We start from the raw sequence: 14,339 nt of genomic DNA on the forward strand, positions 1-14,339 counted from the left end.
ACAATCACTTGAGAATCAAATCAAGATTGAATCGGAAAAGTCCAGTAGCTTATCGGGTTAGTACCGAAGTAGTAGCTGCTTAAGCTTAAATATAAGTGTCCAATTTTATGGGTCCAGTGCAGCGTGCCGAGGAGGCTCAGCTTCCTCCCCTCGGAAAGCGAGAGTCCGCAGCGCAATGGAACGGGCTTGCTTAAAGAGTTCTATTTTAACAATTTGTGCTCACACTTCTCATTCTCCTAAAAATGATTTAATCTATAGTAGTTCAGTAAGCAGTTTGAGGTGAAAAAATGAATCCTATATTAGTTGTAGATGATGAAAAGGAAATTGCCGATTTAGTGAAATTTTATTTGATGAATGAAGGTTATGATGTGCATGTGTTTTATGAAGGAAAGCCGGCACTTGAATTTATACAGAATCATGAGCTCGAGCTTGCGATTCTAGACGTAATGCTCCCGGATGTTGACGGATTTTCGATCTGTCAGAAAATCCGTGAGTATCACCATTATCCAGTGATTATGCTGACGGCAAAAATTGAAGATATCGATAAAATCACCGGACTTACGTTAGGTGCCGATGACTACATAACAAAGCCGTTTAATCCGCTGGAAATGGTGGCAAGAGTAAAAGCGCAGCTGCGCCGTTATAAACGGTATAATTCCAATAACGGCAATACTCCTGAGCCAGCAGCAGCTGCAAAGGAATACGATTTCTCCGGTTTAATCATTAATCAGGACACCCATAAATGCACGCTTTATGGGAAATCACTCTCTTTAACACCGATCGAGTTCTCGATTCTGTGGCATTTATGTGAAAACAAAGGCAAGGTTGTTTCCTCAGAGGAACTGTTTGAAGCTGTCTGGGGCGAGAAATATATTGATAACAACAATACTGTGATGGCCCATATTGCCCGTTTAAGGGAGAAAATGAAGGAGCCATCCAGAAAACCAAAGTTTATTAAAACGGTATGGGGGGTTGGCTATACCATTGAATAGAGAAAGTGCTCCAAGCAGCGGATTAACTGGCAGGATGTTTACAAAATTCTTTCTTACCATCTTCATTTTTACGGTAAGCTTACTGGCTTTTATTGTAGCAGGTTATTTTGTATTAAGCAGTTTTGTCTGGCATGCAAATGATCTCCTATACCTCCTGCTAAGTCCTGTTCGCAATAACCCTATTCCTTTTATTTTAATCACATGGATGATCGGAATTGTCTGCATCTTTATGTATTTTTGGAGAAAAACGCTCAAGTACATAGATCAGATTGTAGAAGCAAGCAGGCTGCTAGCTTCAGATAATAATGAATACATCCGCTTGCCAGCAGAATTAAAACAAGTCGAAGACCGGATGAATAATACGAAGCAGGATTCAATCCGCAATGCGAAACTGGCAAAGGAAGCTGAACAGCGCAAAAACGACCTGCTCGTCTATCTGGCTCATGATTTGAAAACACCATTAACATCTGTCATCGGCTATTTAACATTGCTTCGGGATGAACAGCAAATTTCAGAAGAGCTGCGGGGAAAATATTTATCAATTTCATTAGATAAAGCCGAACGGCTTGAGGATTTAATCAATGAGTTCTTTGAGATCACCCGTTTTAATTTAACACAGTTAAGTCCTGAAATGAGCCATATTCACTTAACTAGAATGCTGCAGCAAATTACTTTTGAATTTAATCCCCTACTTGCAGAAAAGAACCTAACCTGCCAATTAGAGATTGAAGACAATCTGGAAATCTCCTGCGACGTTAATAAAATGGAACGGGTTTTTGATAACTTAATCCGCAATGCAATTAATTACAGCTATGAAAACAGCGCCATTATCATTCGTTCACATCAGGATCAGAATCATTTACACCTTCATTTTATCAACAAAGGTCCTGTCATTCCGAAAGATAAGCTGGAGCGCATCTTTGAACAATTCTATCGATTGGATACCTCCCGCGGAACAAAATCAGGTGGAGCAGGACTTGGCCTTGCAATCGCCAAGGAAATCGTTGAACTGCACGGCGGCACGATCTCTGCACAGAGTGAGAATGAGACAGTTGAATTTATTGTCACACTTCCGCTTACGCCGTAAGAAAAACGTAAGAATTAAAGAAGAAAAACGTATTATTTCCTTGAAAATAAACGAAAAAATAACACTTTTTGTTTTAGTACGATGTATGTACAGAAACAAAAAGTGTTTTTTTATTCACAAGGAGGAAATTAATATGGAAAAAATGATCGTTGCTGTTCTGTTTGGCGGCTGTTCGAATGAATATGAAGTATCTCTGCAATCCGCTTACTCTGTTATCACACATATGGATCCTCAAAAATATGAAATAGTTTTAATTGGCATCACAAAAGAAGGGCGCTGGTACCGATATTACGGCAGTGCAGAAAACATATTAAATGATACATGGTGTGCTGATGAAGCAAACTGTACGCCTGCAATCTTTTCGCCAAATCGCTACGAGAATCATTTATTGGAAGAAGAGACAAATGGACAAGTTGTCAAAACGATGATTGACCTAGTATTCCCTGTACTACATGGTAAAAATGGCGAAGACGGAACACTGCAAGGATACTTAGAGCTAGCTGGAATTCCATACGCAGGCTGCGATACCTTGTCTTCTGCCTTGTGCATGGATAAAGACCGCGCTCATAAATTAGCAGCACTCGAAGGGATTCGCACCCCAGCTTCCGTAGTATTTTCAAGGTCTGCACTCATAGAAGAAATCATTGCAGAAACTGATCAGCTGAAGCTGCCGCTTTTTGTTAAACCCGTTAAATCTGGCTCCTCCATCGGAATTACGCTTGTTAATGAAAGAGATGAACTGCCTAGTGCTGTTGCCGAAGCTTTCTCTCATGATGAGCGCGTTATTATCGAAGAGTTTATTAATGGTTTTGAAGTTGGCTGTGCTATTTTAGGCAATGATGACCTCATTGTCGGTGAAGTGGACGAAATAGAGTTGGAAACTGGCTATTTTGATTTTAAAGAAAAATACAGTCTCACTACTTCAAAGATTCATATGCCAGCCCGTATTGACGAAGAACTGAAAGCAAAAGTAAAGGATACAGGCATTAAAATCTATCATGCCCTTGGCTGCTCTGGTTTGGCACGGGTGGACATGTTTATTACCCCAAACGGCGAGATTGTTTTCAATGAAGTGAACACTTTTCCAGGTTTCACAGACCACAGCCGTTATCCAAATATGATGAAGGGCATTGGATTAACGTTTTCTGAAATCATTGATCAGCTGATCCAATTGGGGCTGGAGCGATGAGACATATTACGCTGCAGAAAGACGATATGTATAAAGGCTATTTACTGCTCGTAAATCGCCATAACGGACTAAAACAAAGACAAGCCCACGATTCGCCGGCACTTGTGCCCTGTCTTGAAAACGTTGAATCTATTTTACTTGAACGAAGGGCCGCTGCATCATTAACACAGCTTCTTGAAAAAGTAGAAGCACGGGGAAACATTGTGCCAGTTAGCGGTTTTCGAAGCAAAGAAGAACAAGAACAATTATTCCAAGATTCTCTCACTGAAAATGGCAGAACCTTTACAGAGCAATATGTTGCCTATCCAGGCTGCAGCGAGCATGAGTCTGGTCTTGCCATTGATTTAGGAGAAAATACGGATGAAATTGATTTCATTCGTCCTTCTTTTCCATACACAGGCGTCTTCGGCAAGTTTCGCAAACTAGCGGCTGACTATGGTTTTATTGAGCGCTATTCCAGCGGCAAAGAAGAGATAACAGGCATTTCACACGAACCTTGGCATTTCCGCTATATCGGGTACCCGCACGCAAGAATTATGAATCATCACGATTTCTGTTTGGAAGAATACATTCAGTTTCTTTCTGATTTTCCGCAAGATGGACAGCATTATACATTTACTGAGAAGGGCAAAAACTTCGAGATATTTTATGTAAGAGCAAAAGATCGGGAGACGATTATACAAATACCAGAGGATTGCTTATACCAAATTTCCGGGAACAATGTGGACGGGTTTATTGTGACAGTTTGGAGAAATTCTCTATGAAGAAAACAGGATCGCTTGATACCTTTAGGTTAATAGCTGCTTTTCTTGTAATTGCTAACCATACATCACCGCTTCTTTCCTACGGGGAGACAGCGGATTTCATTTTAACCCGCATTATTGCCAGGATCGCTGTTCCCTTTTTCCTCATGGTCAGCGGCTACTTTCTCTATAAGTATATTAAAAATGGCGATAACGCTTATATTCTTTCTTTCTGTAAAAAAATCGCCCTATTATATGCTCTTTCCATTTTGCTGTACCTCCCGCTGAATTTATATGCCGGTCATTATGAGACTGTAAATTTGGGGAGGGAGTTCCTAAAAGATCTTTTCTTTGATGGTACCTTCTATCATTTATGGTATTTCCCCGGACTGATTTTAGGTGTGATGATTGTAGCTTTTCTAGTTCGTAAAATAGGATTAAAATTCACTTTCTTCATCTCTCTTATTCTTTATGTTATAGGATTATTCGGTGATAGCTATTATGGAATGACGGAGACGTTTTCCAGCTTAGAAGCATTTTATGAGGCGGTTTTTACTCTATCAGATTATACAAGAAATGGCGTTTTTATGGTGCCGATCTTTTTAGTATTGGGGATGCTGATTTATAAAGGGAATAATATGATTCCTTTTCAGCGAAATCTGCTGTTTTTCGTTATCTCTTTTTCTTTGCTGATTCTTGAAGGACTTCTCCTGCATGCTCTTAAGCTGCAGCGGCATGACAGTATGTATATCATGCTCATTCCAGCAATGTATTTTCTCTTTATAAGCCTGCTGCAAATTCGCGGAAAAAGCAGTAAAGATCTCCGTTCGATCTCGACAATTATGTATATCATCCATCCGTGGATAATTGTGCTTGTCCGTTTTGCGGCAGAAGTTGTTAATCTGGAAAAATGGTTTATTGAAAATAGCTTAATGCACTTTATTGGAGTCAGCTTTCTTTCGTTAGCTGCAGCAAGAATAATAACGCTTGTCTGGAAACGGCGTAATAATGCAACCCCGCCGCCAACTGGCAGGGCGTGGGCAGAAATTGATTTACAGGCACTAAGGAAAAATGCAACACAGCTGAAAGGAGTACTGCCGGAGAAGACAAAACTAATGGCAGTAGTGAAAGCAAATGCTTACGGCCATGGCGCAGTAAGAATAGCAAAAGAACTATCGGACTCTGGAATAAATTCATTAGCCGTTGCTACTTTAGCTGAAGCAATCGAACTTCGGAGAAACGGCATTAAATGCGATATTCTTATTTTAGGGTACACCCCCGCTCAATCTATTAGGATTATCAAAAAATACAACTTTACACAGACAGTGATTGGACTTGAGCATGCAAAGGAGTTAAATAAACATGCTGTATCCATCAACGTGCAGATTAAGATAGATACGGGGATGCACCGTTTAGGAACAGATGCTTCACAGCTTGCAGAGCTGAAAGAAATTTATCAGTGTCAACATCTAAATGTTGTCGGTGTTTTTTCACATTTAGCAGTATCTGATAGCCTAGATAAAGACGATATAGCATTTACGAATAGACAAATAGATAGATACAATCAAACGATTCAATGGCTGGAAACGCAGCAGCTCCCTGTCGGACACCAGCATATTCAAGCTAGCTATGGCATCTTGAATTATCCTCATTTACAGTATGATTACGCTCGTGCCGGAATCACTCTTTATGGAGTCCTAAGCCAAAATGATAGGGTTCTCACAAATGTTGAACTGAAACCAGTACTATCTATTAAAGCTAGAGTTGCAATGGTAAAGACTTTACACCCTGGGGAAGCGCTCGGCTATGGACGAGCCTTCACCGCAGCAAGCACAATGAAAACAGCGGTCATCACAATTGGCTATAGTGACGGCATTCCAAGAAATATGGCAAACGGACATGTCCTCATCCGTTCGCAAAAAGCACAGGTAATCGGCCGGATCTGCATGGATCAGCTCTTGGTGGATGTTTCAGGAATAGAAGGAGTGCAAGCAGACGATATTGCAACATTGATTGGCAGAGACGGATCACAGCAAATTACTGCTGAAGATGTAGCGGAGTCATGCGGGACAATCACGAATGACTTATTGAGCAGACTTGGGGAGCGGCTGGGGTATGTTTATAAAGTATAATTTAATAGCAGTCTGTACTTTATAATATTAGATAAAACTAAACTGATAACCTTAAAACATAAATGATCTATTCAATGAATCAACTAGACAAACAAGCCCGTTTCACCTGAGCTACGGACCCTCGCTTTCCATGGGGGAAGTCGAGTCTCATCGTCGCGGACGCTCCTGCTGGGTCTCACCTGTTTCTCGCGCATTACATCCCATTTAATTAAGAAAATAAGAGGGGCATCCCCCTCTTATTTAATCCTCGCCTTCCGAAATCCATCAATAATACTGATAACAGCATATACAAGAACAACAAGGAATGTAATACTAATGAAAAGAAATTGAAGCTGTGTGCTTGAGTATGAAAATATGTTGGCCATATAATCAAAGAATTCTGTCTGGAAAAGGTTTGGATCAATAAATAGGATAAAGAGAACAATGGTCGCTGCTGCTTCGACGATCAAATTTAAAATCGCCAGGCGATTCGTCCATTGCCCTTTTACATATTTATAGAATGCCAGGGCCACTTCGAGGACAATAACCGCAACGACAATCGGCCAGTAACCGATGAGTACATCTTGATGAAAGACAGGCTGCACAAACTCTAAGCCACTGCCCTTGTTTTCATATATTCCAACCAGGTGGTCTGCATTGAAATAGAAGCTAACCCATATTGCAATCCATATGAAACTGCCAAAAACTTCACTCTTTGAGATTGCTTTTTTCTTTGGTATATATGTGACCGCCTTTAAATCCTCAGCAGTCCATTTGGTCATACTGTTTGTTAACGGGTCTGTCTCTTTGCTCTTGTCAGTTCTTTCAATTACCGCAAACACGATCGTCAGCCAGAAAAAGACTTGAACCCCAACTTCCAATAACGTGATGATACCTTTTGTTGTAAGGGTAACAATGATATTTACAATGTTTTCATCCCCATTATATTGAATAAAATAACTGGAAACCATCGAAATAAATGATACAATGGCCGCAATTGGCAAAATCATTTTTAATAGGGAAATATAGAGATCATAATACCGAGGACCAATTAAATGCATAGGCTGATCCCGATAACCGCCCGCCAATGCTACTGGGTTTCCCAATTTTTCAAGAGCTGCCTTTACGTCCTCTTCGTTATACTCATCAGGCAGCATATCCTCAATTGTGGAACGGAGCTCTAAGGCAATATCACTGCGGTTTTTTTCCGGCAATCTTCTTGTGACTTCCTGGATGTAAATCTCAATCAGATTTTGCATCGTCTTCCTCTCCTTTTAACAAGTCATAAAGCTCCTTTGAACTTTTCAGCCATTCTTTTTTTAACTCTGTATAGATTTCCTGCCCATAATCACTGAGAACATAATATTTTCTCGGTCTGCTTTCAGAAGTATCCCAGCTGCTTGTAACCAGTTCCTGTTTCTCCAGACGCCGGAGCAGCGGATACAGCGTACTCTGATCAATATTGATACCTGATTCTTCGAGTAATTGGACAAGTGAATAACCGTATTGCGGTGTCTGTAATTGACTTAAGACAGCTAATGTCAAGGTACCTCTTCGTAATTCGGTTGTTAAAGAAAGTAACAGATTGCTCATTCATTCACCTCAATGCTTTTATGCTGTATGTTATACACTATATGCTTTATACTATGTATCATACACTATTGTTGTTACGATAACAATTCATTTTTGAAAATATAGGAAAAAAAGAACGCTGCCCTGAATCGGATAGCGTTCTTTTTAAACGTTTTATATTCAAACTTCTTATTCCTCGAAGAAATCATATTCTTTTACTTTGAAATATTGGATATTTTGTTTAATAATGACTAAATCGTCCGTAATTGCTATGACGGGACTGTTTAAATCGTCTACGAAATGTTTCTTAATTTTGTCTCTTGCTCGCACGAGAGAAGATGCTTCAATAAGATGTCCGATCTCACCGTTATTTAAAATAAATGTCACTTCATATTGCTTTTTCTTCTTCATTAAAATGTCCCCCTTACAATAACTATTCTCCATTCTAATACAGCTCCATGTTGTTTCAAAATGATAGGCACAGTTATTTCATACTATTTCTTACCTTCTCTGGTATCATGACAACTTCTGTTTTTAGGTCAATCGGTTTAAAGGTTTCATCTATGCATTCTTCCCAAAACTCTAGATGCTTCTTGTCAATCCAATGCTGAGAATTTTCTACTGCTATTCCCCCGCTTCCTTGGACAGAATACCAGTACAAATACTCCTCACCATTGAGCAGCTCTCTGAAAATGGTTTCGACGTACATCTTTTCACCTTCAAGTGTAACGAGCACGTCATCCATATGCTCATTCAGAAACTGAAGCCATTCAGCCACACGTTCTGATTTGCCTTGTTTCACTCTGAATCTTGTCAATTCTACATTCATTTCATTAACATCCTTTTACTTCCGGATTGATGATCGTAATTTCTTACAATCATGCCGTTTGTTTTGATCATTTTGAATTGATTATAAAAAGGTACCACATTATCATCGCAGCATAAATCGATCATATAAATATCACTAAGCTCTTCAAGCATGATATTTACTAATTTCGTACCAACACCTTTGTTTTTGTATTCAGGCAATATTTCAAGCAGTGGAATGTATGCAGATAGAACTCCGTCACTAATCGCCGTTATAAAACCAACGACTTGATTTCCATCTAAAGCTACAACTACTTTTGTGCTATTTTTTAAGAGCTGTAAATGGGTTTCTGAGCTTGGCGGATTTGGCCAATCTACGAAAAACCCTCCTAACATCTCAGCTGTAATTCCATTAATATCGGTTTTGAACATCATCTTAAATCCACTCCTATTTTGTTTATAAACATTTGTCGGAGCGGAGTTATTAAAAATAAAGCAGCAAAATGAGACCTCCTATTTTGTAAGTATTCTATTAACCTATTCGAATTGAAAATCCAATTTCCTTTATTTGATCTACACCTTATAAAACAAGCAATTTTAATCTTTAATGTTGATTTTTTAGCTAAAAAAGAATGCCTTGAGATATAGGCATTCTTAAATCTTTATGACCATTTTTCTTGATCATCAATCCATTGATTACTCTTTAAATCAAACGATTTAGAATCATCGTGAAAAATAAAATACGATGGCAACTTCATTGAAGCTCCTCCTGCTATTTCCCAACATTGGCTAAACCATTCTGTAAAAACTCTTTGCTCTTGCGAAACTAACGTATCTTCATTTTGCTCATAAAATTCAAAAAATTTTTCTAACTGACTGTCGTTTAATAGATGATATTCAATGTTTGAGAGTATCTCTTCACTGCCAGCAAAAACCGTTTTGTCATTTCCCTCATAGAAAACTTCATTAACTTCTTTATCCATTGAGAACATTACTATTGATAACTCGAACCTCGTAGGTTCAATGAATGCACAGTAATCCAATAAATCTATATCACTTGAGAAGTTGTATTCAAAGGTTTTTTTGAGATTACTCACTAACAAATCAGATTGCTTTTCCAGATTGGTTTTAATAGAACCAATATATTTATCGACTATAAACATAATAAAAACCTCCACAAAAATTTAAAGTTAAACGGTAAAACAGGATAGTCTTAGTATTTGATTTGTTTCATTAACTAGGTACAAACAAGATTTAATCATCAGTCTTTTAAATTCTTCATAGAGCCTTCAAATCCTCTATCCTTTTTCCAAAACCTTATCCAGTTCAATTTGACTTGAACTGACTTCAAATCTAATTAGTGGTATCAGTCAGTAAGACTATATTAAAATAAGAAAAAAATGACGAGGTGTTAAAAAATGATTCTCTACATTCCGTTTCTTGTCATCATGCTTAGCCTGTAAGGATCTAATTCATTCTTGGGAGATGTTTGCAGGCTGAGCCCTTTCCCAAGGAGTGTGATGGCAAATGAAACCACATCAAAAGAATCGAAATCTGGCCTATTATCGGCGCCACCGAAACAGAGTTATCCGGCGTAAGACAAAGTTTGTAAACCAGATTGGATGGCAGCCTCGCCACCACGGCTATTTTGCAAAAGGAAAGATTCATTGTTCCTGCGGCATGTGCGCGCAAAAGACGAATAAACACGGATTTCCACATTCGCAAAAAGTGCAATTAGAACGTTTGGAAAGCCAGCTTTCGGAATATTTCAGAGAAGCAGATGAATGAAAGAGCAGGTAGTTATCTCCCTGCTCTTGTTTAGCTTTATGCATCAAACGCCAAAATGAATCATATATTTCTCATCTTCTATTGCCTGCAGAATTTTAGCTGCTAAATCAGCTAGATCACCAGATTCCTTAAAGTCTTTCGAAGAGGTCACCTTCTCATAAAAAAGCGGCAGTGATTCAGGCGGGATCAGCGTGATTCCCCACATGGCAAGGTCAAATTCTGGCCTCTTAATAGATTGAAAATAAGTCCTCATGATAGATAGGTCTGCTGCGACCGATTGAATCAAATCATCTTCAATAGGGACGCAGTTATATTGTTCCGGCTCGTAGCTTATGTATTTTTTTTCTTGGTCAAACTCATCCAGAATTCCGAATTCATGTACTAAGGGCATACTTTGTCTTCCTCTCTATTCGTTCTATTTCAGGCTTCATACCATAATTTCGTAAAATCAATCCATCCTAGCGCATTAAATGATACACCTTTTACATCATGGTGATAAAAGGCGAATTGATTTAACCGGTAAAGATGAATATGCCCGTTTTGTTTCAGTATTTTATTTTCTAAAGATAGTATATCTTCATCATTCACAGCTTCCGGGAGATGATGTTTTAACAAGCTGTGGTTTCCCATAAATGCTGAAAGATAGGTATATACATCACTTTCATCACCGATTTGTTCACCGAGGAGAAGATCTGCTTCTTTGTGTAATAGACGCTTATGCAATTCAGTATACGTGTAAAATTTGAGTTCTAATTCTATTCCTTCATTTCGTAAAACCTTCTGAATCCACTTTGCATCTGCTTCATTCCCTGCTCCAACATAACTAACCAATGTAAGAGTTTCCCCTTTGTAACCACTCGATGCTAAAGCCTTTTTACCGGCCGATACAGATCGTTCCTGCTCTTTTTCTTCAAACTTTTTTAATATGCGAGACGCCGTTTTAAAACGTGAACCGCCTAATTCCTCGATTAGTTTTTCCGGTGACAAAAAATGAAAAATAGCTTCTCTAACATAGGCATTTCCAGCAAGAATTCCTTTATGCAAATTTAACGTAAGCAGCTTGCTTCCTTTATCCAGCATCGTATACCTTTTAAATTCCTGAACCTTTCTCCCTTGATAGGGATAATGGTAAAAGTTCATATCTTCATAATTGGAAACCGACTGGAGATCAGCAACATTGTCATAAAGCTGCGGGAAAAAGTATAATGTGATCTCGTCAAGAAAAGGCCGTCTTAAGAAATAGTCTGAAAAAACGGTTAAGACCAATTTATCTTCCGTATTCTCACTGACTTTATATGGTCCTGTCCCTATTGGCAACTCACTAGTTACCGGTACATCCTCCGGCAAAATGCTTCCGCCTAATGAGGAAACTAAATGCAGAAAGGATGGGCAAGTTTCAGCAAACAAAAATTGAATCGTATACCGATGTTTAACCTGTATATCTTCCAGGCCATCTAGGATCCATTCATGAGCGGATTTATTTTCACGATGGCGGATAAAACTATAACGGACATCCTCTGCTGTCATTTCTTTTCCATGATGAAAAAGGACAGCTTTTTGCAGATAAAAGGTCCATTTTGTATAGTCTTCATTATGTTCCCAGTGATGAGCCAGATACGGCAGAAACTCATCTTTTGCCGGATCATACGTAACGAGCGTACTAAAAATATGGCGCATAATATGATTTTCGGAACGTCTGTTGACTTTTGCCGGATCAAGAACAGGGAGCGGCCGATAAGAAGGGAAATGCAATCGTGAAAGCTTACCATCTTCAGGACCAAGCTGTTTGCCGAGGTAAGTATGAAACACCCAATCAACGAATTCACGCTGCACGGATTCTTTTACTCTATATTTTTTTAACAGACTGATTCCTGCATCAATGGAAGTAGGTGTCAACATGCTTTTCGCTTCGTCCACAACAAGGTGATCCACATCTTTCAAAAGCTTTATACTGGAAAGATTCCCTCTCCCCTTCCCTGGCTTCCACTCAATCCAATTCTGCTCCTCTAACTTTCGGAGAATGATTTTGGCATTTCGATAGGTGCATGACAACAACTCAGAAACGTCATGAACGGTGATTTTTATCTCCATATTATTTTCTTTTAAGCTTTGAAAAAGGATGTCATAATGCTCTAATAGCTTCATATTCCAGCTCCTCCTGATAAAAGGGGAAAAACAATTAGAACTATTATACACTTTTTTTCCTCTTTTCAAAAAGTACAATGAATAGCAGGAGGTTGATACATATGAAAGTAGTGATTGCATCCTGGAATCCATCCAAGGTGAAGAAAATCAAACGTTTTTTGAGTGGGGTACCCATTGAGATCACTTCACTATCTCGTGAAATAGAAGATATTGAAGAAACAGCTCTTACGTTCGAAGGAAACGCAGCATTAAAAGTGGAAGCGGTCAGATGCCATTTTCCAGAAGACATTATCATAGGAGAAGATTCTGGTTTAACGATAGATGCTTTAGAAGGATTTCCCGGCGTTAAAACAGCACGTTTTTCACCGGGCAGTGATGCTGAACGAGCACAGGTGCTGATAGAAATGCTAGCCCATGTTCCTTTAAGCAAAAGCAGTGCCCAATTCAACAGCTGCGTCATCGTTTCTTTTCCGAACGGCGAATCTGCAGAGTGTCACGGATTCATGCCTGGCTGGATCAGCAATAGTGATAATGCAGAAATTCGTGGATACGGGGATATATTTTTATTAAGTAATGGGAAAGTTCTTTCTGAAATTGATGATAGCCCCTTTAATCACCAGCACCAGGCTTTATTTCAAGCAAAGCAGCATATCCTCGAATGGCTAAAACGATGATTGCAGCTAAAAAGAAAGTAATTGGAATCGCCGCAATTACAGGTGCCGCACTGCTGGGAGATTCCATGCTGATCATCGCGCTGCCTGTCTACTGGCAGGAGTTTGGACTAACCTCCCTATGGCAAATTGGTCTCCTGCTTTCAATCAACCGATTTATTCGCCTGCCTATTAATCCTTTAGTGGGTTTTTTTTACCAAAGGTTTGAGCTGCGGACGGGTGTACTTCTTGCATTGCTGATTGCTGTTAGCACCACGGCAGGCTATGGATTTTTCAATGAATTTTGGCTGCTGTTCCTCATGCGGCTGTTATGGGGAGTTGCCTGGTCCCTTCTGCGCCTTGGGGGATTCCTGACTGTCGCAGAGGTTGCAACAGAAGAGAATACAGGCAATTTGGTCGGCTTATATAATGGTTTATGGGGAATCGGTGGACTTGTTGGCATGCTTGGCGGCGGTATACTCGTTGATCAAACTTCTATTTTGTTTGTGACTTCCTTATTTGCTGCTATAGGTCTTGTTATGGTGCCTGCAGTATTTTTTCTGATTCCACTTTCTAAAGTTGAACAAGAGGAACCTCCGCAAGTGAAGACATCAAAAAACTGGCTTACCTTTGATAGGGGATTTATTTTGGCGACGGGTGCGATGATTGGTTTTATTATATTTGGGCTTTTTGCTTCTACCCTCAGTACATCTATTGAAGCGCATTATGACAATAAGTGGAGTGCTGCTGGTGTGACGGTTGGGGCGGCTACGCTGGCAGGCTTTATCCAAGCCTTGCGCTGGGGCTGGGACCCTTTTGTCGCTCCGAAAATTGGCAAGATGATTGATTCAAGCAAAACACCGGTATTATACATCATTGTTCCTGTACTTTTGGGAGCAATATTGCTCTTCGGCTTAGGTTTTGTGCAGAATATTGTACCACTGTTTTTGTTATTATTATTATTTCAATTCACTTCCACCATCTTTGTGACAACCGCTGACACTATGGCAGTAAAAACAGCCAGTCAAACAAATAAAGTGAAAATGATGACCGCCTACACCATAGTCGTTGACGTAGGAGCAGCACTTGGACCGCTAGTTGCTTTTATGCTATTGGGTACATATGAGCTTGCCTACGTGTATTATTTGGCAGGATTGATGTTTATGATGTTGGGGATTGGGTGGGTTTGGCGGTTTAAGCAGTCACTGTGACGTCCCGAAATTTGTCGAATAAATATGAAGTTCCCATGCCCTTT

16 protein-coding genes are annotated in these 14,339 nt (G+C 39.5%); 8 read left to right on the forward strand and 8 right to left on the reverse strand.

The window, feature by feature from the left end:
* Positions 1–287: 287 nt before the first annotated feature.
* The 5 genes from vanR to vanT all read left to right on the forward strand — a co-directional run bounded on the left by vanR (position 288) and on the right by vanT (position 6,143).
* Positions 288–992, forward strand: a complete 705-nt coding sequence (gene vanR, locus F7732_RS15400; protein WP_151574906.1) for a VanR-ABDEGLN family response regulator transcription factor — start codon at positions 288–290, stop codon at positions 990–992.
* The gene (gene vanS, locus F7732_RS15405) at positions 985–2,079 is read left to right on the forward strand and encodes a vancomycin resistance histidine kinase VanS (RefSeq protein WP_420837698.1); all 1,095 of its coding nucleotides are present in this window, start codon (positions 985–987) and stop codon (positions 2,077–2,079) included. The genes vanR and vanS overlap by 8 nt, the downstream gene beginning before the upstream one ends.
* A gap of 133 nt (positions 2,080–2,212) precedes the next feature.
* Entirely contained in the window at positions 2,213–3,268 is a 1,056-nt protein-coding gene (vanG, locus tag F7732_RS15410; RefSeq protein WP_151574907.1) for a D-alanine--D-serine ligase VanG, read from the forward strand.
* Positions 3,265–4,032, forward strand: coding sequence for a D-alanyl-D-alanine carboxypeptidase family protein (locus F7732_RS15415; RefSeq protein WP_151574908.1), 768 nt, complete (start codon positions 3,265–3,267; stop codon positions 4,030–4,032). The genes vanG and F7732_RS15415 overlap by 4 nt, the downstream gene beginning before the upstream one ends.
* A complete protein-coding gene (gene vanT / locus F7732_RS23085) occupies positions 4,029–6,143 on the forward strand; it encodes a serine racemase VanT catalytic subunit (RefSeq protein ID WP_151574909.1) in 2,115 nt (704 codons plus the stop codon). The genes F7732_RS15415 and vanT overlap by 4 nt, the downstream gene beginning before the upstream one ends.
* 236 nt (positions 6,144–6,379) lie before the next feature.
* Here vanT and F7732_RS15425 read toward each other — a convergent pair whose 3' ends face one another.
* The 6 genes from F7732_RS15425 to F7732_RS15450 form a co-directional block, all read right to left on the reverse strand.
* Positions 6,380–7,381: an HAAS signaling domain-containing protein gene (locus F7732_RS15425; RefSeq protein ID WP_151574910.1), complete on the reverse strand. Its 1,002-nt coding sequence runs from the start codon at positions 7,379–7,381 to the stop codon at positions 6,380–6,382.
* On the reverse strand, positions 7,365–7,715 hold the full coding sequence (locus tag F7732_RS15430; RefSeq protein ID WP_080847829.1) for a PadR family transcriptional regulator: 351 nt from the start codon (positions 7,713–7,715) through the stop codon (positions 7,365–7,367). The genes F7732_RS15425 and F7732_RS15430 overlap by 17 nt, the downstream gene beginning before the upstream one ends.
* A 168-nt stretch (positions 7,716–7,883) precedes the next feature.
* Entirely contained in the window at positions 7,884–8,105 is a 222-nt protein-coding gene (locus F7732_RS15435) for a hypothetical protein (RefSeq protein ID WP_151574911.1), read from the reverse strand.
* A gap of 73 nt (positions 8,106–8,178) precedes the next feature.
* Positions 8,179–8,523 carry a DUF6176 family protein gene (locus tag F7732_RS15440; protein WP_151574912.1) on the reverse strand — a complete coding sequence of 115 codons (345 nt, stop codon included), beginning with the start codon at positions 8,521–8,523 and terminating at the stop codon, positions 8,179–8,181.
* The gene (locus F7732_RS15445) at positions 8,520–8,936 is read right to left on the reverse strand and encodes a GNAT family N-acetyltransferase (protein WP_151574913.1); all 417 of its coding nucleotides are present in this window, start codon (positions 8,934–8,936) and stop codon (positions 8,520–8,522) included. The genes F7732_RS15440 and F7732_RS15445 overlap by 4 nt, the downstream gene beginning before the upstream one ends.
* A gap of 227 nt (positions 8,937–9,163) precedes the next feature.
* Positions 9,164–9,664 (reverse strand): hypothetical protein, encoded by a 501-nt coding sequence (locus F7732_RS15450; RefSeq protein ID WP_151574914.1) that lies wholly within the window; start codon positions 9,662–9,664, stop codon positions 9,164–9,166.
* 364 nt (positions 9,665–10,028) lie between these two features.
* Here F7732_RS15450 and F7732_RS15455 point away from each other — a divergent pair, with 364 nt between their 5' ends.
* On the forward strand, positions 10,029–10,289 hold the full coding sequence (locus F7732_RS15455) for a hypothetical protein (protein ID WP_151574915.1): 261 nt from the start codon (positions 10,029–10,031) through the stop codon (positions 10,287–10,289).
* Positions 10,290–10,332: 43 nt separating this feature from the next.
* Here F7732_RS15455 and F7732_RS15460 read toward each other — a convergent pair whose 3' ends face one another.
* Both F7732_RS15460 and F7732_RS15465 read right to left on the reverse strand, forming a co-directional pair.
* Positions 10,333–10,680, reverse strand: coding sequence for a short-chain dehydrogenase (locus F7732_RS15460; RefSeq protein WP_151574916.1), 348 nt, complete (start codon positions 10,678–10,680; stop codon positions 10,333–10,335).
* A gap of 29 nt (positions 10,681–10,709) precedes the next feature.
* On the reverse strand, positions 10,710–12,434 hold the full coding sequence (locus F7732_RS15465) for an SgrR family transcriptional regulator (RefSeq protein ID WP_161598894.1): 1,725 nt from the start codon (positions 12,432–12,434) through the stop codon (positions 10,710–10,712).
* Positions 12,435–12,535: 101 nt separating this feature from the next.
* On the opposite strand from F7732_RS15465, the gene F7732_RS15470 reads away from it, so the two are divergent.
* A complete protein-coding gene (locus tag F7732_RS15470) occupies positions 12,536–13,108 on the forward strand; it encodes a non-canonical purine NTP pyrophosphatase (protein WP_161598895.1) in 573 nt (190 codons plus the stop codon).
* Positions 13,093–14,295 (forward strand): MFS transporter, encoded by a 1,203-nt coding sequence (locus F7732_RS15475; RefSeq protein WP_240056649.1) that lies wholly within the window; start codon positions 13,093–13,095, stop codon positions 14,293–14,295. Before F7732_RS15470 ends, F7732_RS15475 begins: the two co-directional genes overlap by 16 nt.
* Positions 14,296–14,339 lie beyond the last annotated feature (44 nt).

The organism is Bacillus mesophilum (assembly GCF_008923265.1).
Taxonomy (GTDB): Bacteria; Bacillota; Bacilli; order Bacillales; family Cytobacillaceae; genus Cytobacillus; species Cytobacillus mesophilum.